The sequence below is a fragment of the Pollutimonas bauzanensis genome (assembly GCF_900129885.1).
Classification (GTDB): Bacteria; Pseudomonadota; Gammaproteobacteria; order Burkholderiales; family Burkholderiaceae_B; genus Pollutimonas; species Pollutimonas bauzanensis.
The window spans coordinates 60,080-79,271 of record NZ_FQXE01000017.1 but is presented as its reverse complement, the minus strand read 5'-3'; the positions used below and the strand labels follow the sequence as shown (position 1 = coordinate 79,271).

General features: G+C 63.1%; 20 protein-coding genes. 8 read left to right on the top strand and 12 right to left on the bottom strand.

The window, feature by feature from the left end:
* Nucleotides 1-61: 61 nt before the first annotated feature.
* From hpnC to hpnE, 3 genes are read left to right on the top strand one after another with little or no spacing between them, the layout of a single operon-like run.
* Nucleotides 62-889: a squalene synthase HpnC gene (gene hpnC / locus BUB23_RS22710; RefSeq protein WP_073108437.1), complete on the top strand. Its 828-nt coding sequence runs from the start codon at nucleotides 62-64 to the stop codon at nucleotides 887-889.
* Nucleotides 890-949: 60 nt separating this feature from the next.
* Nucleotides 950-1,813, top strand: a complete 864-nt coding sequence (gene hpnD / locus BUB23_RS22705; RefSeq protein WP_073108435.1) for a presqualene diphosphate synthase HpnD — start codon at nucleotides 950-952, stop codon at nucleotides 1,811-1,813.
* Nucleotides 1,810-3,159, top strand: coding sequence for a hydroxysqualene dehydroxylase HpnE (gene hpnE / locus BUB23_RS22700; RefSeq protein WP_073108433.1), 1,350 nt, complete (start codon nucleotides 1,810-1,812; stop codon nucleotides 3,157-3,159). Before hpnD ends, hpnE begins: the two co-directional genes overlap by 4 nt.
* Nucleotides 3,160-3,203: 44 nt before the next feature.
* Here the strand turns inward: hpnE and crcB are convergent, their stop codons facing one another.
* The 5 genes from crcB to alaC form a co-directional block, all read right to left on the bottom strand.
* Nucleotides 3,204-3,587 carry a fluoride efflux transporter CrcB gene (crcB, locus tag BUB23_RS22695; RefSeq protein WP_073108431.1) on the bottom strand — a complete coding sequence of 128 codons (384 nt, stop codon included), beginning with the start codon at nucleotides 3,585-3,587 and terminating at the stop codon, nucleotides 3,204-3,206.
* Nucleotides 3,588-3,609: 22 nt separating this feature from the next.
* Nucleotides 3,610-3,909, bottom strand: a complete 300-nt coding sequence (locus BUB23_RS22690) for a hypothetical protein (protein WP_073108428.1) — start codon at nucleotides 3,907-3,909, stop codon at nucleotides 3,610-3,612.
* Between the two features lie 98 nt (nucleotides 3,910-4,007).
* Nucleotides 4,008-5,417 carry a threonine synthase gene (thrC, locus tag BUB23_RS22685; protein ID WP_073108426.1) on the bottom strand — a complete coding sequence of 470 codons (1,410 nt, stop codon included), beginning with the start codon at nucleotides 5,415-5,417 and terminating at the stop codon, nucleotides 4,008-4,010.
* Nucleotides 5,414-6,718: a homoserine dehydrogenase gene (locus tag BUB23_RS22680; protein WP_073108423.1), complete on the bottom strand. Its 1,305-nt coding sequence runs from the start codon at nucleotides 6,716-6,718 to the stop codon at nucleotides 5,414-5,416. Before BUB23_RS22680 ends, thrC begins: the two co-directional genes overlap by 4 nt.
* Nucleotides 6,719-7,906, bottom strand: a complete 1,188-nt coding sequence (gene alaC, locus BUB23_RS22675; RefSeq protein ID WP_073108420.1) for an alanine transaminase — start codon at nucleotides 7,904-7,906, stop codon at nucleotides 6,719-6,721.
* Nucleotides 7,907-8,106: 200 nt separating this feature from the next.
* Here alaC and BUB23_RS22670 point away from each other — a divergent pair, with 200 nt between their 5' ends.
* The 5 genes from BUB23_RS22670 to BUB23_RS22650 all read left to right on the top strand — a co-directional run bounded on the left by BUB23_RS22670 (nucleotide 8,107) and on the right by BUB23_RS22650 (nucleotide 12,883).
* On the top strand, nucleotides 8,107-8,553 hold the full coding sequence (locus BUB23_RS22670) for an Mth938-like domain-containing protein (protein WP_073108528.1): 447 nt from the start codon (nucleotides 8,107-8,109) through the stop codon (nucleotides 8,551-8,553).
* Complete coding sequence (locus BUB23_RS22665; RefSeq protein ID WP_073108417.1) at nucleotides 8,550-9,017, top strand: peroxiredoxin; 468 nt, start codon at nucleotides 8,550-8,552, stop codon at nucleotides 9,015-9,017. Before BUB23_RS22670 ends, BUB23_RS22665 begins: the two co-directional genes overlap by 4 nt.
* A 77-nt stretch (nucleotides 9,018-9,094) precedes the next feature.
* The gene (locus tag BUB23_RS22660) at nucleotides 9,095-10,738 is read left to right on the top strand and encodes a PhoH family protein (protein ID WP_073108415.1); all 1,644 of its coding nucleotides are present in this window, start codon (nucleotides 9,095-9,097) and stop codon (nucleotides 10,736-10,738) included.
* Between the two features lie 5 nt (nucleotides 10,739-10,743).
* Nucleotides 10,744-11,751: a 4-hydroxythreonine-4-phosphate dehydrogenase PdxA gene (gene pdxA, locus BUB23_RS22655; RefSeq protein WP_073108412.1), complete on the top strand. Its 1,008-nt coding sequence runs from the start codon at nucleotides 10,744-10,746 to the stop codon at nucleotides 11,749-11,751.
* Between the two features lie 166 nt (nucleotides 11,752-11,917).
* Nucleotides 11,918-12,883 carry a bile acid:sodium symporter family protein gene (locus tag BUB23_RS22650; protein ID WP_143161098.1) on the top strand — a complete coding sequence of 322 codons (966 nt, stop codon included), beginning with the start codon at nucleotides 11,918-11,920 and terminating at the stop codon, nucleotides 12,881-12,883.
* A gap of 41 nt (nucleotides 12,884-12,924) precedes the next feature.
* Here the strand turns inward: BUB23_RS22650 and BUB23_RS22645 are convergent, their stop codons facing one another.
* The 7 genes from BUB23_RS22645 to dxs all read right to left on the bottom strand — a co-directional run bounded on the left by BUB23_RS22645 (nucleotide 12,925) and on the right by dxs (nucleotide 19,045).
* Entirely contained in the window at nucleotides 12,925-14,304 is a 1,380-nt protein-coding gene (locus tag BUB23_RS22645; protein WP_073108410.1) for a replicative DNA helicase, read from the bottom strand.
* Between the two features lie 123 nt (nucleotides 14,305-14,427).
* Nucleotides 14,428-14,883, bottom strand: coding sequence for a 50S ribosomal protein L9 (rplI, locus tag BUB23_RS22640; RefSeq protein WP_073108407.1), 456 nt, complete (start codon nucleotides 14,881-14,883; stop codon nucleotides 14,428-14,430).
* Nucleotides 14,884-14,899: 16 nt separating this feature from the next.
* Nucleotides 14,900-15,172 (bottom strand): 30S ribosomal protein S18, encoded by a 273-nt coding sequence (gene rpsR / locus BUB23_RS22635; RefSeq protein ID WP_073108404.1) that lies wholly within the window; start codon nucleotides 15,170-15,172, stop codon nucleotides 14,900-14,902.
* Between the two features lie 97 nt (nucleotides 15,173-15,269).
* A complete protein-coding gene (gene priB / locus BUB23_RS22630) occupies nucleotides 15,270-15,587 on the bottom strand; it encodes a primosomal replication protein N (protein ID WP_073108401.1) in 318 nt (105 codons plus the stop codon).
* Nucleotides 15,588-15,610: 23 nt separating this feature from the next.
* The gene (gene rpsF, locus BUB23_RS22625; protein ID WP_073108398.1) at nucleotides 15,611-15,991 is read right to left on the bottom strand and encodes a 30S ribosomal protein S6; all 381 of its coding nucleotides are present in this window, start codon (nucleotides 15,989-15,991) and stop codon (nucleotides 15,611-15,613) included.
* Nucleotides 15,992-16,225: 234 nt separating this feature from the next.
* Entirely contained in the window at nucleotides 16,226-17,032 is an 807-nt protein-coding gene (folE2, locus tag BUB23_RS22620) for a GTP cyclohydrolase FolE2 (RefSeq protein ID WP_073108395.1), read from the bottom strand.
* 114 nt (nucleotides 17,033-17,146) lie between these two features.
* Nucleotides 17,147-19,045 (bottom strand): 1-deoxy-D-xylulose-5-phosphate synthase, encoded by a 1,899-nt coding sequence (gene dxs, locus BUB23_RS22615; protein ID WP_073108392.1) that lies wholly within the window; start codon nucleotides 19,043-19,045, stop codon nucleotides 17,147-17,149.
* Between the last annotated feature and the right edge of the window lie 147 nt (nucleotides 19,046-19,192).

Sequence of the window (19,192 nt, the reverse complement as noted above, 5' to 3'; positions counted from 1 at the left end):
CTAAACCACTTGCGGCCGCCGCGCCAAGATCGCCCGCGGCCATGTCTTATACTCACCGCCTATGGCCGTCGATCATTATGAAAATTTCCCTGTGGCGTCTTTGCTGCTGCCCCGCCGCTTGCGCATTCCCGTGCGGAATATATACCGCTATGCGCGCAGCGCCGACGATATCGCCGATGAAGGCGCGGCCACGGCGGCGCAGCGCCTGGAGCAGTTGGCCGGCTATCGCGCCGCCTTGCGGCAGATCGAGGCGGGCGCGCTGGACCTGCCGGCGGGCGATCCCCGCAAGCCGGTTTTCGAGCCGCTGGCCGACTCGATCGGGCGCCACGCGCTGCCCATGGAGCCCTTCTTCGACCTGATCTCGGCCTTCGAGCAGGACGTGACGACCACCCGCTACGGCAGCGACGCCGAACTGCTGGATTATTGCCGGCGCTCGGCCAACCCGGTGGGCCGGCTGATGCTGCACTTGTACCAGGCCGCGACGCCGCGCAATCTGGCCGATGCCGACGCCATCTGCACTGGCCTGCAACTGACCAATTTCTGGCAGGACATCGCCGTCGATTGGCAAAAAGAACGCATCTACCTGCCGCAAAGCAAGCTGGCGCAGTATGGCGTCGATGAACGGCATATCAGCCAGCGGCTGCACGCTGACGCGGCGTGGCAGGCGCTCATGCAGGCCCAAGTGCAGCAGGCGCGCGGGCTGCTGGCGGCGGGCCTGCCATTGACGCGGCGGCTGCCCGGGCGCATCGGCTTCGAATTAAAGCTTGTAGTCCAAGGGGGATTGCGTATCCTTGAGCGCCTCGACCAATTACACTATGACATGTTCTTTCAACGCCCAACGCTGCAGAAACGCGATTGGATGCTGCTGTTCTGGCGCGCGCTGGGCTGACGCAGCCCGCGCAAGACCGCTCCCCCCCAACGCCTTACCCGAGCCCCGCTACCCTGACGCATGAGCCCCGACGAATACTGCCAGAACAAAGCCGCCCAAAGCGGCTCCAGCTTCTACTACGCCTTCCTGTTTTTGCCGCCGGAGCGCCGCAAGGCCATTACCGCCCTGTACGCCTTTTGCCGCGAAGTCGACGATGTCGTCGACGAGTGCAACGAACCATCGGTCGCGCGCATGAAGCTGGCATGGTGGCGCACTCAAATAGAGCGCCTGTACGAAGGGCATGCCGAACATCCCGTCATGCAGGCGCTGGCGCCCCATATCCACACCTACAACCTCGGGTCCGATCGCCTGCATGCCGTGGTGCAGGGCATGGAAATGGACCTGGACCAGACCCGCTACCTGGACTGGCCCGGACTGCGCAAGTACTGCTGGCACGCCGCCGGCGTGGTGGGCGAGCTGTCGGCCAGCATCTTCGGCTATACCCGGCCGGAGACGCTGGTCTATGCGGAAAAGCTCGGCCTGGCCTTCCAGCTGACCAATATCATCCGCGACGTGGGCGACGATGCCCGGCGGGGCCGCATCTACCTGCCCGTCGACGACATGCAGCAATTCAACGTCAAGGCTTCGGAAATCATCGACAGGCAGCATTCGGATCGCTTCGTCGCGCTGATGCGCTTCCAGACGGAAAGGGCGAGGCAGTGCTACCGCGAGGCCATGCAGGCCCTGCCCGAGGCGGACCGCCGCGCCCAGCGGCCCGGCCTGATGATGGCCGCCATCTACCACGCCCTGCTGCATGAAATCGAACGCGACAATTGGCAGGTGCTGGATCAGCGCATTTCCCTGACCCCGATACGGAAATTCTGGCTGGCCTGGAAAATCTGGGTCGGCGGCGGCCGCGGCCTGGTCAAGCGCCTGAGCCGATGAATATTGCCGTCATAGGCGGCGGCTGGGCCGGCTTGAGCGCGGCGGTCCGCTTGCGGCAATACGGGTTTTCGGTCACGGTGTTCGAAGCCGCGCGCACGCTGGGCGGGCGCGCGCGGCGCGTGGAGTCGCCGGCGCTGGGCGCCGCCATGGACAATGGCCAGCACATTCTGCTGGGCGCCTATACCGAAACCCTGGCGCTGATGCGGGAACTGGGCCTGGATACGGCCGCCTTGCTGCACCGGCAGCGCCTGGCCATGCAATCCGCCGACGGCGGCTTTGACCTGCGCGCCTGCGCCCTGCCCGCCCCCCTGCATCTGCTGGGCGCCATCGTGGGCGCGCGCGGCCTGGGCATCGCCGAACGGCTGCGGATGATCGCCATCACCCAAGGCCTGAAGCGCCGCAAATGGCTGACGGCGCCGGGGCTGACGGTGGCGCAATGGCTGGCGCAAGGCCGGCAATCGCCCCTGGCGGTCCGGATGTTCTGGCAGCCCCTGTGCCTGGCCGCGCTGAATACCCCCCCGGACCAGGCCTGCGCCCAGCTGTTCGCCGGCGTCCTGCGGGACAGCCTGGGCGGCCCGCGAGACGCCTGCGATGTGCTGATACCGCGCGTCGATTTGTCGCAGCTGTGGCCCGACCAGGTCGAGCGCTACGCCCCGGCCCATGCGGCGGGCCGGCTTTGCTTGCGGCGCGGGCACGCCGTGAGGCATCTGGCTGCGACATCGTCGGGGGTCGAACTGGATGGCAAGGCCTTCGATGCCGTCGTCGTGGCGGGCAACGCTCCGGCCGCGCACCGATTGCTGCGGCAATTGCCGCCGTCCGAGGCCGGCGCGCGCTATCTGGCCATGCTGGCCGCGTTCGAATACCTGCCCATCGCCACCCTTACCTTGCAGCTGGAGCGGCCCTGGCGGCTGCCGCAGCCCATGCTGTTATTGCGCGACGATCCCGGGCGCATGCAATTCGGCCAATGGCTGTTCGACCGCAGCGCCTTGCCGCCCGGCGCGCCCGATTGCCTGGTCCATATCGTGATCAGCGACGCGCGCGCCATGATGGCGCTGCCGCGGGAGGACGCCATCGCCGCCACGATAGCGCAAGCGCGCGAGCAAAGCCGGCGCCTGGGCGCCATGCCGCGCGTGCTGAACCAGGACATCATCGTGGAAAAGCGCGCCACCTTCGCCGCGGTGCCGGGCTTGCAGCGGCCCGCGAACGGCACGCCATGGCCGCGCGTTTGGGCGGCGGGCGACTGGACCGACACCGGCTATCCCGCCGTGCTGGAAGGCGCGGTGCGCAGCGGCCGCGACGCGGCAAGGGCGATACAGCGGGCGTCGCGCCAACCCGCGCCGGCATGAGACCGGCATGAGACCGGCATCGGCCCGGCGTCAGCGCCGTGCATTCAACGCCAAAGGTTGACGGTGGCCAGGCCCAGGACCGTCAGTGCCAGGCTGCCCAGCAGGCTCAGCCCGATATAACCGAGCGCGGCCAGGTAATCGCCGCGCTCGAGCAGGCCCACGGTTTCGCCCGAAAACGTCGAGAATGTCGTCAGGCCGCCCAGGAAGCCGGTGATCAGCATCAGCCTGAGCCAGGTCGGCGCCTCGGGATACATGGCCAGAACCCCCAGCAGCAGCCCCACCAGATAGCCGCCGGAAAGATTGGCCGCCAGCGTCCCCCAGGGCAGGAGCACATGCGGCTGATTCAGCCATAATCCCAGCAGCCAGCGGCTTATCGCGCCCGCCGCGGCGCCGATTCCAACTGCAAGAAAATGGCTGAATGTCAGCATGGGTTCGAGCGGCGGCCGGACCCTAGGCCTTGGGCGCCAGAGTCACATCCGCCGCGTCCAGCGGATATTGGAGGACCAGCTTGTCGACGATAAGCTGCATGAGCGTCAGCCGCCTGATCGCGGGATCTTCTTCCTGGAAGTCCCAGGCCCATTGGGCCGCCGACTTCGCTTCGTCGCCGACATCGTAGACGCCCACCGATAAACCGTCGGGCCCGAAGGCATGGTAATACGACTTACCGTTGCCCTTGATGACGACGACCGCGCGGCGGCCGTCAGGGTGGATTTCAAGGACTTGCGTTTCTGCGTGGTTTTGATTTGGCATATCGAGCTCCTTAGAAGGTGCCCAGTCAGTGTAACAAACCGAAATCCAGAGTAGTGCAACGGTTCATTGCAGCATGCTGGTATTTTGCGGCGGCGCCGTCACGCCGGCGCATGCTGCTTGATATATTCCCGCACCAGATCGGCCTTGCAATCCATGACATGCACGCGCTGCGGAAGCGCGGCCAGTTCACGCAGGTGCTCCGGCACCGGCGCTGGCCTGCCGATGGCTTCCTGTATGGTCTCGCCGAACTTGGCCGGCAAGGCGGTCTCCAGCACCAGCATGGGAATGCCTTCCTCGACGTAAGGCGCCGCCACCTTGACGGCGTCGGCGGTATGGGGGTCTATCAGCAGGCCGGCCTTGTCGTACACCGCCTTGATCGTGTCCAGGCGATCCTGGTGGCTGCTGACGCCGGCCACGAAACCGTAGCGCGACTCGAACAAGGGCAGAAGATGGCTCAGGTCGAATTCGCCTTTTTGCTCGAGTTGCCGCCAGCATGCGCTCACCTGGGCGGCATCCTGGTCGAGCAGATCGAATACAAACCGTTCGAAATTCGAAGCGCGGGAAATATCCATGGAAGGGCTGGATGTCGCATGGGTTTGCGCCGCGGAGCGGGGCCGGTAGATGCCGGTGCGGAAGAATTCCTCCAGCACATTGTTTTCATTGGTCGCCAGGACCAGGCGGCGCACCGGCAGGCCCATCTGGCGGGCAATGTGGCCGGCCAGGATGTTGCCAAAGTTGCCCGAAGGCACGGCGAAGGAAACCTGCTGGCCCGGCGCCGAAGTGGCGCGCAGCCAGCCCCAGAAGTAATACACGATCTGGGCCGCGATGCGGGCCCAGTTGATCGAGTTGACGGCGCCCAGGTGATAGCTGGACTTGAATTCCAGGTCGCCGGCCAGCGCCTTGACGATATCCTGGCATTCGTCGAACACGCCCTTGAGCGCAATATTGTGGATATTGGCGTCTTGCAGGGAATACATTTGCGCGCGCTGAAACTCGCTCATGCGGCCATGCGGCGACAGCATGAAGACCGATACGCCGCGCTTGCCGCGCAAGGCATATTCCGCCGCCGAGCCGGTGTCGCCCGAGGTGGCGCCCAGAATGTTCAGGGTGGCGCCGCGCTTGGCCAGCACGTACTCGAAGACCTGGCCCAGGAACTGCATGGCCATGTCCTTGAACGCCAGGGTCGGCCCTTCGGACAGGCCCAGCAGGCTCACGCCCTTTTCCAGCGGCTTGAGCGGCACCATTTGCTCCCCGGGAAACACCGCGGGGCCGTAGGCCGCGCGGGTCAGCCGGGCCAGGTCCGCCTTGGGTATGTCATCAATGAACAGGCTCAGTATTTCAGTGGCCAGATCGGCATAGCCCAGGCCGCGCCATGATTCCAGCGTGGCCGCGTCGACCGTCGGCAGGCTTTCCGGCAGGGCCAGGCCGCCGTCGGGCGCCAGCCCCTCGAGCAGGATATCGGAAAAGGATAAGGGCGCCATGGCGCCGCGAGTCGAGCGGTACTTCATAACAGGCTCTCCACACGCAGACGCGTGACTTCGGACCGGACAAAGGGCAGGCCCTGGATGCGTTCCAGCGCCGCGTCGACATCGCCTTCGCGCGCCGAGTGCGACAGGAAAATGATATCGGCCTCGGTGGCGCCATGCGGTTCCTGGAACATGGAGCCTATGGAAATGCCGGAGTCCGACAGTATGCGCGCCAGGTCGGCCAGCACGCCGGGGCGATCCTCCACGCGCAGGCGCAGGTAGTAGGACGACTGCACCTCGGCAATCGGCAGGATGGCGATATCGTCCATCGCGTCGGGCTGAAAAGCCAGATGCGGCACCCGGTGCTCCGGGTCGGCCGCCTGCAGCCGGGTGACATCGACCAGGTCGGCCACCACCGCCGAGGCGGTGGGCTGCTCGCCGGCTCCCTGGCCGTAATAGAGCGTGGCGCCCACCACATCGCCATGCACCAGCACGGCATTCATGGCGCCCTCGACATTGGCAAGCAGGCATTCCATGGGCACCAGCGTGGGGTGCACACGCAGTTCGATGCCGTCGTCGCGCCGGCGCGTAATGCCCAGCAGCTTGATGCGGTAACCCAGGCGTTCGGCATGGGCGATGTCTTCCGGAGCCAGCGAGGATATCCCTTCGATATGCGCCTTGCCGAACTGCACCGGTATGCCGAAAGCCAGCGAAGCCAGCAGCGTCAGCTTGTGCGCGGCATCCACGCCTTCGATGTCGAAAGTCGGATCGGTCTCGGCGTAGCCCAGCCGCTGCGCCTCGGCCAGCACCTCGTGAAAAGGCAGGCCGCGCGTGCGCATTTCCGACAGGATGAAATTGGTCGTGCCGTTGATAATGCCCGCCAGCCACTGGATGCGATTGGCGGTAAGGCCCTCGCGTATCGCCTTGATGATGGGTATGCCGCCGGCGACGGCCGCTTCGAAGGCCACCATGACGCCCTTGGCGTGCGCCGCGGCGAAGATTTCATTGCCATGCATGGCCAGCAGGGCCTTGTTGGCGGTAACCACGTGCTTGCCCTGGCTGATGGCTTCCATGATGAGTTCGCGCGCCAGCGTATCGCCGCCGATCAGCTCGACGACGATGTCGATATCGGGATGCCGCACGACGTCCATGCCGTCCTGCGTGACCAGGACGTCGTTCCCCACCAGGCGCCTGGCCTTGCCGGTATCGCGCACCGCCACGGCGGCCACTTCGATGCGCCGGCCCGCGCGGCGGGCGATTTCTTCCGCGTTGCGCGTCAATACTTTCCAGGTGCCGCCGCCAACGACGCCCAGGCCCAATAAACCAACTTTGATAGGACTCATTTACTTGCCTAATCCGTCCTTGCGGAACATTTCTTTAATGCCGCGCACCGCCTGGCGGGTGCGCTGCTCGTTTTCGATCAGGGCGAAACGCACATATTCATCGCCGTATTCGCCAAACCCTATGCCGGGCGACACCGCCACCTTGGCGTCGGCCAGCAGGCGCTTGGCGAATTCGAGCGAGCCGAGCTTCTGGTAGAAATCGGGAATCTTGGCCCAGATATACATGGAAGCCTTGGGGATATCGACCATCCAGCCGGCCTCGTGCAGGCCTTTGGCCAGCACGTCGCGGCGGTTGCGGTATTGCTCGACCACCTGCGCCACGCCCTCCTGGGGCCCTTCGAGCGCGGCGATCGAAGCCACCTGGATAGGGGTGAAAGTGCCGTAGTCGTGATAGCTTTTGATGCGCGCCAGGGCATTGACCAGTTCCTGGTTGCCCACCATGAAGCCCACGCGCCAGCCGGCCATGTTGTAGCTTTTGCTCATGGTGAAGAACTCGACGGCCACATCGCGCGCGCCTTCGACCTGCATGATGGACGGCGCCACATAGCCGTCGAAGGTGATGTCCGCGTAGGCCAGGTCGTGAACCACCAGGATATTGTGCTCCTTGGCCAGGGCGATCACCCGCTCGAAGAACGACAGGTCCACGCACTGGGCGGTGGGATTGCTGGGGAAACCCAGTATCATCATCTTGGGCTTGGGTATGCTTTCGCGCACGGCCCTGTCGATTTCCTCGAAGAAATCCAGGCCCGGCGTCATGGGCACCGAGCGGATATTGGCCCCGGCGATGACGGCGCCGTAGATATGTATGGGATAGCTGGGATTGGGCACCAGCACGGTATCGCCGCGGTCCAGCGTGGCCAGCATCAAATGGGCCAGGCCTTCCTTGGAGCCTATGGTGACGATCGCTTCGGTGTCAGGGTCGATCTGCACGCCGTAGCGGCGCTCGTACCAGCCGGAAATCGCCTTGCGCAGGCGCGGTATCCCTTTGGACACCGAATAGCCGTGGGTGTCGGGCCGCGAGGCGGCCTCGACCAGCTTGTCCACGATATGCTTGGGTGTGGGGCCATCGGGATTGCCCATGGACATGTCGATGATGTCTTCCCCCCGTCGTCGCGCCGCCATTTTCAATTCGCCGGTAATGTTGAAAACATAGGGCGGTAAACGCTCTATACGCGGAAAGCTGGTCATGATGGTCCTTGGGTGACAAAACGGGAGGGAAAACGTATCGATGGGTGCAGCGCAACAACTTCGATAATCTAGCCTAAGCCGGCGCGCAGGGCAAATGGTTACGGGACGGTCCAGTAGTTTAAACGATCCAAAAAAAACCGGGAATCGTCATCCGGGGCGCCGCTTTGCGCTATGATCTTCAAGACTTTGGGAGTTTTTTCGTGCAATTGCAAAGCGAATCCAACCCGGCGCTCAACACGGTGACCGCGTACGGGCATGACTACATAGAAATCAATGAAGTGTCGTACGGGCACGCCGTGTATTTCGGGCCCGAAGGCGACATCAATACCTGGCAGGTGAAAGTCGTGGGCGACATCACCGCCGATGCGCTGCGCGCCGTCGCCGGGCTGGGCGACGTCAAGGCCGACCCCATGGCCTTCCTGGATGGCGGCGCGCCGCAAAAGCCGGCGGATGCCCCGGAGGTCCTGCTGATAGGCACCGGGCTCAGGCAGCATCTGCTGCCTGCCCATGTCACGCGCCCTCTGCTCGAAATAGGCATAGGCATAGAGGCCATGAGCACCCAGGCCGCCGCGCGCACCTACAATATCCTGATGTCCGAAGGGCGCCGCGTTATCGCCGCCCTGTTACCCCTCGAGGAAGCCGCATGAGCGACATAGCAGTTGGACTGGCCGTTCCGCCCTTCACCGCCGCCAGCACCCAGGGCGAAATAAGCCTGGACAGCCTGCGCGGCCATTGCGCCGTGCTGTACTTCTACCCCAAGGACAGCACGCCCGGCTGCACCACCGAAGCCCAGGGCTTCCGCGACCGCTACCAAGACTTCATCGACGCCGGCTGCCAGATCGTGGGCATATCGCGCGACTCCCTGAAATCGCATGCCAGCTTCGCCGAAAAGCAGAACCTGCCGTTTCCCCTGATTGCGGACCCCGATGAAACCATGTGTCAATTGTTCGGCGTCATGAAAATGAAAAACATGTACGGTAAACAGGTAAGGGGGGTCGAACGCAGCACATTCCTGCTCGACGGACAAGGCGTGCTGATCCGCGAATGGCGTGGCTTGCGGGTTGCGGGCCATGTCGACGAGGTCTTGCAGGCCGTCCAGGAGCAGGCCTGACGCGGCGCCGGCCCCCATACTTCTTAAACGATCCCGCAAGCCCTTTACATTCCAGAACGCCCAGGAGCACACACCTTATGCCGCTACCAAAGTTGCCGACCCGCATGGGAGCCATGATTTCCCCTGTTGCTTACCGTGAGGCGACCGCTGCGCCAGCGCTTGCAGAAGCTCCAGTCACCACCGAGGCCCCCGCCCCGCAGGCAAGGCGCCAGGCGCCGGCCAAGCCGTCAGGCGCCCCCCTCGTGTTGCCCGCGCCCGAGGCGCCGGCCTTGGCGGTGGTGGCATCGCGTCCCGCCAAAAAAACCCGCCTGCCCGTGGCCAAGCGCAAATTGTTCGTGCTCGACACCAATGTGCTGCTGCACGATTCGAATTCCCTGTTCAAGTTCGAGGAACACGATATCTTCCTGCCCATGATCGTGCTCGAAGAGCTCGATCACCAGAAAAAAGGCATGTCCGAGGTGGCGCGCAACGCCCGCCAGGTCAGCCGCTTCCTCGACGGCCTGGTGGGCAGTTCGACCGAGCTCGACAAAGGCGTCGAACTGGACGCCCTGGGCAATGTGGAGGCCCTGGGCAAGCTGCATTTCCAGACCACGGCCATGCATTCCGAACTGCCTATCGAATTGCCCATAGGCAAGGCCGACAATGTCATCCTGAATGTGGTGCATGCCTTGCAGGCCGTGTACCCCAAGCGCGCCGTGGTGCTGGTATCCAAGGATATCAACATGCGCCTGAAGGCGCGTTCGCTGGGGCTGCCCGCCGAGGACTACCTGAACGACCATGTCCTGGACGATTCCGATCTGCTGTACGACGGCGTCATGCCCCTGCCGGAAAATTTCTGGCTCAAGCACGGCAAGGATGTCGAATCCTGGCAGCAAGGCGGCACCACCTACTACCGCATCAAGGGGCCCTTGTGTTCGGAATTCATCGTCAATGAATTCGTGTATTTCGATGGCGAGCTTCCGCTGCAGGCGCAGGTCAAGGAGGTCAGCGGCAAAAGCGCCGTGCTGGCGACGCTGCGCGACTACAGCCATGGCAAGAACAATGTGTGGGGCATTACCGCGCGCAACCGCGAACAGAACTTCGCCCTGAACCTGCTGATGAACCCCGACTGCGATTTCGTTTCGCTGCTCGGACAGGCGGGAACCGGCAAGACGCTGCTGGCCCTGGCCGCCGCCCTGACGCAAACGCTCGAAACCAAGCGCTACAACGAGATCATCATCACCCGGGCAACGGTTCCCGTGGGCGACGACATCGGCTTCCTGCCCGGCACCGAGGAAGAGAAAATGCTGCCCTGGATGGGCGCCCTGGAAGACAACCTCGAAGTGCTGCACCTGGGCCCGGGCAATGGCGACATCGCGCCCAGCGCCAGCGGCCAGGACTGGACCAAGAGCTCGACCATGGAACTGATACGCTCGCGCATCAAGGTCAAGTCGCTGAATTTCATGCGGGGACGCACTTTCCTGAACAAGATACTGATCATAGACGAGGCCCAGAACCTGACGCCCAAGCAAATGAAAACCCTGGTCACGCGGGCGGGGCCCGGAACGAAAATCATCTGCCTGGGGAATATCGCCCAGATCGACACCCCCTACCTGACCGAGGGCAGCTCCGGCCTGACTTATGTGGTGGACCGCTTCAAGGGCTGGCCGCATGCCGGGCATATTACGCTGCAGCGCGGCGAACGCTCGCGCCTGGCCGATTACGCCAGCGAAGCCCTGTAGCGTCCATGAGCCAGACTACGCCGCTGCCGGTAGGATTCACCATGGGGGATGCCGCCGGCATCGGCCCCGAAATCATCGTCAAACTGTTCGCTGCCGGTTTGCCTCACGCCGCGCTGGTGTATGGCGACGCGGGGATTATGCAGGCTACGATAGACCAGCTGGAACTGGCCGATGCCCTGCGCGTGGAGATCATCAGCGAAGCCGGGCTGGCGCCCGGCGGCGCGGGGATAATCCCGGTGCTCAATCGCTGGCAGGCCCTGCCCGCCGACCTGCCCGCCGGGCAGCTCAGCGCCGCCGCCGGCCGCGGCGCCTATGAATACCTCTGCCATGCCATCGATGACGCGCAGGCCGGCCATCTGCGCGCGATAGTGACTGCCCCGCTCAATAAAAAAGCCATGCAGGCCGGCGGCATCGATTATCCCGGCCACACCGAGATCCTGGCCGAAAGGACCGGGACGCCGCGCTACGCCATGATGCTCGCGAACCCCGAGCTGCGCGTCATCCTGGTGACGATACATGTCCCCTTGAGCCAGGTGAGCCCGCTCATCAGCTACGACGCCGAACTGGACACCATACGCCTGGCGCAGCGGGCCTGTCTGCAGGCCGGCATCGAACGGCCGCGCGTCGCCGTCGCCGGCCTGAATCCTCATGCCGGCGAAGACGGCCGTTTCGGGCAGGAAGAAATCCAGGCGATAGCTCCGGCCATCGAGCAGGCCCGGGCCGAAGGCATAGACGCCAGCGGGCCATGGCCTGGCGACACGGTCTTCATGCGCGCGCGCCAGGGCGAATTCGATATCGTCGTGGCGCAATACCATGACCAGGGGCTGATACCGGTCAAGTACCTGGGCGTGGACCAGGGGGTGAACGTAACGGTGGGGCTGCCCTTCGTGCGCACCAGCGTCGACCACGGCACCGCCTTCGACATTGCCGGCCAGGGCATCGCCGACCCTTCCTCCCTGCGCGCCGCCTACGACCTGGCGCTGGCGATGACCGCCGGCGGCGATGCCGCGTGAGCGCGGCCGCCCGATGCGCCGCGCCGCAACCGCCCGGGCATCATGCCGCTGATTTTTTCCTGGCGGCAACGATCAAACCATCCAACCGGCTTGCCATCCAGGGCCGTCTCCGGCCCTTCATCCCCATTGCCTTTCTCCTAATTTTCTTTCTGTAATTATTCCCCTGATGAAGCTGCGCTTTTCCATCGATCCCTTCCTGATCAAACTGTTCCTGGCCATCTTATTGGCCAGCTTTATACCGGCGCGCGGCATAGGCGCGCCTGTTTTCGGCTGGATCACCAACCTGGCCATTGCGCTGCTGTTCTTCCTGCACGGCGCGCGCCTGTCGCGCGAGGCGATAGTCGCCGGCGCATCGCACTGGCGCCTGCATGGCTGCATTTTCGCGGTGACTTTCATCGTCTTTCCGATACTCGGGCTGCTGTCGGGGCCTTTGCTCGATCCCTTTCTCACGCCCGACCTGCATACCGGGGTGCTGTTTCTTTGCTGCCTGCCGGCAACGGTGCAATCGGCGATCGCCTTTACTTCGATCGCCCGCGGCAATGTGCCGGCCGCGGTTTGCAGCGCTTCGGCGTCGAGCCTGCTGGGGGTGTTCCTCACACCGGTGCTGGTGGGCCTGGTCCTGGCGGGAAGCAGCGCGGGCAGCATGCCGCTGTCGTTCGATGCGGTAGGCAAGATCATGCTGCAATTGCTGCTGCCTTTTGTGCTGGGACAGGTCGCCAGGCCTTGGATAGGCGCCTGGGTGATCAAGCGCAATCGCATGCTGAAGGTGGTGGATCAGGGTTCGATATTGCTGGTGGTATATACGGCGTTTTCGGAGGCGGTCATCGGCGGGCTGTGGGCGAACACGCCTTTGTCGGCGCTGGTGGCGCTGGTGATTGTTTCGCTGGTATTGCTGGGAGCGGTGCTGGGCATAGCGCTGCTGCTGGGGCGCCTGCTGAAGTTCGATGTGGCGGACCGCATCACGCTGCTGTTTTGCGGCTCGAAGAAAAGCCTGACCAGCGGCATTCCGATCGCGAATATTCTGTTTGCCGGCGGTTCGGTGGGGGCGGTGGTTCTGCCTTTGATGATTTTCCACCAGATACAGTTGATCGTCTGCGCGATGATAGCCGGCGCCTACGCGCGCCGCCGCTAGCGTTTTCGTCGGGGAGCGCGCAGGCCCGGACGGGCAGGCGCCTAGCCCATTCCGGACGTAAAGTTCAGGAACCGGGTGCTGGCGCCCTGGAACGTCAGGCGCACGCTGCCGATAGGGCCGTTACGCTGCTTGCCCACGATGATTTCCGCCGTGCCCTTGTCGGGCGAATCCGGGTTGTAGACTTCATCGCGGTAAATGAACAGAATCAAATCGGCGTCCTGCTCGATAGCGCCGGATTCGCGCAAATCGCTCATCACGGGGCGCTTGTTGGGGCGCTGCTCAAGGCTGCGGTTCAACTGCGACAAAGCGATCAGCGGGCACTGCAGCTCCTTGGCCAGCCCCTTCAGCGACCGGCTGATTTCGGAAATCTCGGTGGCGCGGTTTTCGCCCGAAGAATTGGCCGACATCAACTGCATATAATCGATAATGATCAAGCCGAGCTGCCCGCACTGGCGCGCCAGGCGGCGCGAGCGCGCGCGGACCTCCATCGACGTCAAGGCCGGCGTCTCGTCGATATATATCTGCGCCTCCTGCACCTGCTGCACCGCGTGAGTCAGCCTGGGCCAGTCGTCGGCCGTCAGCTTGCCGGTGCGCATGCGGTGCTGGTCCAGCATCCCCACCGAACCCACCATCCGCATGGCCAGTTGCACGGCGCCCATTTCCATCGAGAACACCGCCACCGGCAGCCCCTGCTCGATCGCCACATGTTCGCCGATATTCATCGAGAACGAGGTCTTGCCCATGGAAGGACGACCCGCCACGATGACCAGGTCGCCCGCCTGCAAACCGGAAGTCATGCGATCCAGATCGGTAAAGCCGGTAGGCACGCCCGTGATGTCGGAATCGCCTTCGCGGTGGTAGAGCTCGTCGATGCGTTCGACCACCTGCGTGAGCAGCGGCTGGATTTCCTGGAAGCCGGTCGTGCCGCGCGAACCCTCCTGGGCGATCTGGAATACCCGGGACTCGGCCTCGTCGAGCAATTGCCGCGCTTCCTTGCCTTGCGGGTTGAATGCGGCCGCGGCGATTTCGTCGGCCACGGAAACCAGCTTGCGCAGCATGGAGCGCTCGCGGACGATCTCGGCATAGCGCCGGATGTTGGCCGCCGAGGGCGTGTTGTGCGCCAGGGCGTTCAAATAGGCCAGGCCGCCGACTTCGTCGGACTTGCCCGCGCTGGCCAGCGACTCGTTGACCGTCACCACGTCGGCCGGCCGTGCCAGGCCGATGAGGCGCGTCATGTGCTGCCAGATGATTTTATGGTCGAAGCGATAGAAATCGTCTTCGTTCAATACATCGGTGATCCGGTCCCAGGCAGCGTTATCCAGCAACAAGCCGCCCAGCACAGACTGTTCGGCCTCGACCGAATGCGGGGGCACGCGCAGATAGTCCAACTGCGGGTCGCTGTTTTTTTTCTTGCTGTCCAAATCGAAACTCCGGAACAAATTGGATCTAAAAATACAAAAAGCCGGTGTACACCGGCTTTTTGCTTCATGCGGGCGAAGTGTACATTCCAGAAGAAAGGAATGTACCACGCGGCTGATGCGGGATCAGGCCATTTCGCCTTGTACGCGAACCGTGATTTCGACTACCACATCGGCGTGCAGGGCGACCGTGACGGGAAACTCGCCGACAGCCTTGAGCGCGCCGTCGGGCAAGCGCACTTGCGATTTCTCGACCGAGGAAAAACCTTCCTTGACCAGCGCGGCAGCGATGTCCATGCTGGTGACCGAGCCGAACAAACGGCCGTCGACGCCGGCCTTTTGCGAAATGACGATAGTCAGATTGGCCAGTTTCTCGCCAGTGGCTTGCGCGGCGGCATGTTTTTCCGCCTGGACTTTTTCGAGTTCGGCGCGGCGCGCTTCGAATTCTTTCAGGGCGGATTCGGTGGCGCGGCGGGCGATTTTCTGGGGAATCAGATAATTGCGGGCATAACCGTCGCGTACGCGGACGACTTCGCCGAGGTTGCCCAGGTTGACGACTTTTTCGAGCAGGATGATTTGCATGACGATAGGCCCCGGATTAATTGTGGTTATCGGTGTAAGGCAACAAGGCCAGGAAGCGCGAGCGCTTGATGGCGGTGTCCAGCTGGCGCTGGTAGTGTGCCTTGGTGCCGGTCAAACGCGCAGGAATGATCTTGCCGTTTTCCTGGATGAAATCACGCAGGGTATCCAGATCCTTGTAATCGATCTCGTCAACATTGGCGGCTGTGAAACGGCAGAACTTGCGACGTTTGAACAGCGGATTTTGTTGCGTGAATTTGCGTTTTTCTTTGCCTTTTTTGAAGAAAGCCATAATGTGCCTCAATCTCAATGTTTGGGCTTAGCCCAAGCTGTATGTTTCATGCATCGAGCGTTTATTCGCTCGCGCAGCGATTTGCCATGAATTCCTGCTACACAACGGCGCTTGCGCCGCCGGCAAAAACCCGATTTGCCTGCTGTATGTGCAAGACTACTTTATTCGAGCCTTTGCGCGCGGGGGCCAGAAAACCCTCTATCGACAAAGACGCGCCCAAAGGGGTGTCCGCCAACAACAAGGCAATGTCTCCCAGAGCAACGGCGGAAAGAACCAATTCGATCCGGCGCATATGGCCGGCTTCCTGGACTTCCGATTCGTGGCTCAACATCATTTCGACTGCCGGCAAGCCTGCCGGGGTATACCGCAACGGCTGGACCTCCAGGGCTGTGGCAGTCAAAAGAAGCTGATTCACGCTGTGGCTCGAGACACAGGCCCTTATTCCGATTGCGTTGCCGGAGCAGCGACTTCAGCGCTGGCCTTGCGGGCCTCTTCGCGTTCGACCGACTTCATCATCAGTGACGGCGCGGTGTGCGCTTTCTTGGTCTTGATGAGCAAATGACGCAGAATGGCGTCGTTGTAACGGAACGAATGGTCCAGTTCGTCGAGCACGGTCTGGCCGCATTCGATGTTGAAGCAAACGTAGTGAGCCTTGACCAGCTTCTGGATGGGATAGGCCAACTGGCGGCGCCCCCAGTCTTCGAGGCGATGAATCTGGCCACCGTTGCTGGTAACCACCGCCGAATAACGCTCGATCATGGCGGGCACTTGCTCGCTTTGATCGGGATGCACGATAAACACTACTTCGTAGTGACGCATAAACTACACTCCTTGTGGATATCTTTCGATGCCAGCCAAAAACATGGCCGCCGCCGAAAGGGACAGCCCGCCCATGAACCAAGGCCGCGATGGATGAAACACCATCCGCCTGGCAAGATGAGTCGAGCAAGAAACAACCAAGCATTCTACCATTACTGTAGCCAATCCGGCAAGGCCAGGGCTGTAACCATCGCCGCGCCGCCATCGGACCGGATGTGGCGCGGGACGGCGGCGTCAGCCCTCGACGACGGCGTAGGCGGAATGATTGTGTATGGATTCGAAGTTTTCGGCCTCGACCCGGAAGCGCCGCACACCGGCCAGGCTCTTGAGCTGCACGGCCACGTCGCGCACCAGGTCTTCGACGAATTTCGGGTTTTCATAGGCGCGCTCGGTGACGAATTTTTCGTCGCCGCGCTTGAGCAGGCCCCACAGTTCGCAGGACGCCTGCTGTTCGATGGCGCGGATCAGCGCATCGATATCGACGCTGGCCGGGTTGCTGAATACCGCATTGACCGTGATATGCGAGCGCTGGTTATGGGCGCCATAGTCGGAGATGGCCTTGGAGCATGGGCACAGGCTGGTAACCGGCACCAGCACGGAAAGCTCGAATTCGGCCGCATCGCTTTGCGCCCGCGCTATCCACTTGACTTCGTAGTCCATCAGGCTGGTCACCCCGGAAACCGGCGCCACCTTGCTCATGAAATAGGGAAACGAGGCGGCGATATCGCCCTTTTCCGCGTTCAGCAGAGCCAGCATGGCGTCCGCCATCCCGCAAAACAGCACAGGCGTCATGGGGATCCGGCGATGTTCCTCGAGCAGGGCGACGAAACGCGACATGTGCGTGCCCTTTTCCCGGGCCGGCAGCGCAACCGTGAGTTCCCAGGTGGCGACGGTCGGCAGCGGCGCCGCGCCATCGGCCGCGGCGATCAGCATGGGATGGCGCACGCCGCGCACGCCGACGCGTTCGATGGCAATGTGGCGGGTATCGACGCTGCTCTGCACGTCAGGCATGGCAACAGCAGAATCAATCAGTATATTCATGATAAAAACCTATAGAACACCCGCCGGAGGCGGGCGCCAGTTCGCAGAACCATTCATTATGCGACACATATGGCGCGCATAACCCCATAACCATAATGGTATTAGGGAATGACCCTAGGTGCTCTGCTTGACGACCGCCGCAAGGCGCGGCGGCAGCAAGGCCGCGTATCGTTGCCGGATGGAATGGGCCAGGCCCGGCCCGTCCAGCCCCAGCTCGCTCAGTATAGCCGCCTGTTCGCCGTGGTCGATGAACCGGTCGGGCAGCCCCAATTGAAGCACAGGCCGCTCTATGCCCTGCTGGCTGAGGAATTCCAGCACGGCGCTGCCGGCGCCCCCCATGATGGCCGCTTCTTCGACGGTCACAAAGGCGGCGTGGGTGTCGGCCAGGCTCTGCAGCAGCGCGCCGTCCAGCGGCTTTACGAAGCGCATGTCGACCACGGTGGCATCGATGGCGTCGGCGGCCTGCAGCGCCGCGCCCAGCAAGGTGCCGAACGCCAGGATGGCGATCTTCTTGCCCTGCCGCCTGACCACCGCCTTGCCGATTTCCACGGTGTCCAGGCCGGCCTGAACCTCGGCGCCGCAGCCCGCGCCGCGCGGATAGCGCACCGATGCCGGGCCGGGATGCTGGTAACAGGTGCTCAGCAGCAGCCGGGCTTCGTTTTCGTCGGACGGGGCGGCCACCACCATATTGGGCACGCAGCGCAGGAACGCGATATCGTAATTGCCCGCATGGGTCGCGCCGTCGGCGCCGACTATCCCCGCCCTGTCCAGGGCGAAAGTCACGTCGAGATTCTGCAGGGCGACGTCATGGATCAGCTGATCGTAGCCGCGCTGCAGGAAGGTGGAATATATCGCCACGACGGGTTTTTCGCCTTCGCACGCCAATCCGGCGGCGAAAGTCACGGCGTGCTGCTCGGCGATGCCGGCGTCGATATAGCGCAGCGGGAAACGCTGTTCGAACTCGACCATGCCGCTGCCTTCGCGCATGGCGGGAGTGATGCCGTACAGGCGGCTGTCGGCCTCGGCCATGTCGCACAGCCAGCGCCCGAACACCTGCGTGAAGGTCTGCCTGGCCGGCGCCTTGGGCTTCAGAATGCCGACGTCGGGATCGAATTTGCCGGGGCCGTGATACAGCACCGGATCGGCTTCGGCCAGCTTGTAGCCCTGGCCTTTTTTGGTCACGACATGCAGGAATTGCAAGCCGCCCAGGGCGCGCAGGTTTTCCAGAGTGGGGATCAGGGCATCCAGGTCGTGGCCGTCGATAGGCCCGACATAGTTGAAGCCCAATTCTTCGAACAGGGTGGCCGGCGACACCATGCCCTTGGCATGCCCCTCGAAGCGCCGCGCCAGTTCGAGCACGGGCGGCACATGCTGCAGCACCGCGCGCCCGACATTCTTGGCCGTGGCATAGAAACGGCCCGACAGCAGGCGCGCCAGATAATGGTTCAGCGCCCCGACGGGCGGCGAGATCGACATATCGTTGTCATTGAGCACGACCAGCACATTGACGTCCGGCGTCACGCCGGCGTTGTTCAGGGCTTCGAAGGCCATGCCGGCGGTCATGGCGCCATCGCCGATGACGGCGATATGCTGGCGATGGGCCAGCCCGGCGTTGCGCGAGGCCACCGCCATGCCGAGGACGGCCGAAATGGAGGTCGATGAATGCGCGGTGCCGAAGGCGTCGTATTCGGATTCGCTGCGTTTCGGGAAGCCGGAAATGCCGCCCTTCTGGCGCAAATGGGCCATCTGCTCGCGCCTGCCGGTAAGGATTTTGTGAGGGTAGGACTGGTGCCCCACATCCCAGACTATGCGGTCGTCGGGCGTATCGAACACGCTGTGCAGGGCGATGGTAAGCTCCACCGTGCCCAGGTTGGACGACAGGTGGCCGCCGGTTTTCGAGACGGACTGCAGGACAAACTCGCGCAGTTGCGCCGCGATCTCTTTGAGTTCGCGTCGATCCAGCAGGCGCAGATCGGCTGGAGATTGAATTTGTTCAAGAGAGACGTTGGTCATACAAGTTATAGAGTTGTGTCCAGACAGCATTTTAGACTGTGAACGATAACAGCAAGCGCGGCGGGACGAAAGCCGGTGAAGAACTCCGGCCTGTCGGCCGGCGCTTCTTCGCCACAATGCGGGGGCGCCTTCGGCGCCGCATTGGCC

Excerpts from the sequence above, each read along its gene's own strand:
- hpnC (WP_073108437.1), top strand. The coding sequence starts at position 62 with ATGGCCGTCGATCATTATGAAAATTTCCCTGTGGCGTCTTTGCTGCTG.
- hpnD (WP_073108435.1), top strand. The coding sequence starts at position 950 with ATGAGCCCCGACGAATACTGCCAGAACAAAGCCGCCCAAAGCGGCTCC.
- hpnE (WP_073108433.1), top strand. The coding sequence starts at position 1,810 with ATGAATATTGCCGTCATAGGCGGCGGCTGGGCCGGCTTGAGCGCGGCG.
- crcB (WP_073108431.1), bottom strand. The coding sequence starts at position 3,587 with ATGCTGACATTCAGCCATTTTCTTGCAGTTGGAATCGGCGCCGCGGCG.
- BUB23_RS22690 (WP_073108428.1), bottom strand. The coding sequence starts at position 3,909 with ATGCCAAATCAAAACCACGCAGAAACGCAAGTCCTTGAAATCCACCCT.
- thrC (WP_073108426.1), bottom strand. The coding sequence starts at position 5,417 with ATGAAGTACCGCTCGACTCGCGGCGCCATGGCGCCCTTATCCTTTTCC.
- BUB23_RS22680 (WP_073108423.1), bottom strand. The coding sequence starts at position 6,718 with ATGAGTCCTATCAAAGTTGGTTTATTGGGCCTGGGCGTCGTTGGCGGC.
- alaC (WP_073108420.1), bottom strand. The coding sequence starts at position 7,906 with ATGACCAGCTTTCCGCGTATAGAGCGTTTACCGCCCTATGTTTTCAAC.
- BUB23_RS22665 (WP_073108417.1), top strand. The coding sequence starts at position 8,550 with ATGAGCGACATAGCAGTTGGACTGGCCGTTCCGCCCTTCACCGCCGCC.
- BUB23_RS22660 (WP_073108415.1), top strand. The coding sequence starts at position 9,095 with ATGCCGCTACCAAAGTTGCCGACCCGCATGGGAGCCATGATTTCCCCT.
- pdxA (WP_073108412.1), top strand. The coding sequence starts at position 10,744 with ATGAGCCAGACTACGCCGCTGCCGGTAGGATTCACCATGGGGGATGCC.
- BUB23_RS22650 (WP_143161098.1), top strand. The coding sequence starts at position 11,918 with ATGAAGCTGCGCTTTTCCATCGATCCCTTCCTGATCAAACTGTTCCTG.
- rplI (WP_073108407.1), bottom strand. The coding sequence starts at position 14,883 with ATGCAAATCATCCTGCTCGAAAAAGTCGTCAACCTGGGCAACCTCGGC.
- rpsR (WP_073108404.1), bottom strand. The coding sequence starts at position 15,172 with ATGGCTTTCTTCAAAAAAGGCAAAGAAAAACGCAAATTCACGCAACAA.
- rpsF (WP_073108398.1), bottom strand. The coding sequence starts at position 15,991 with ATGCGTCACTACGAAGTAGTGTTTATCGTGCATCCCGATCAAAGCGAG.
- folE2 (WP_073108395.1), bottom strand. The coding sequence starts at position 17,032 with ATGAATATACTGATTGATTCTGCTGTTGCCATGCCTGACGTGCAGAGC.
- dxs (WP_073108392.1), bottom strand. The coding sequence starts at position 19,045 with ATGACCAACGTCTCTCTTGAACAAATTCAATCTCCAGCCGATCTGCGC.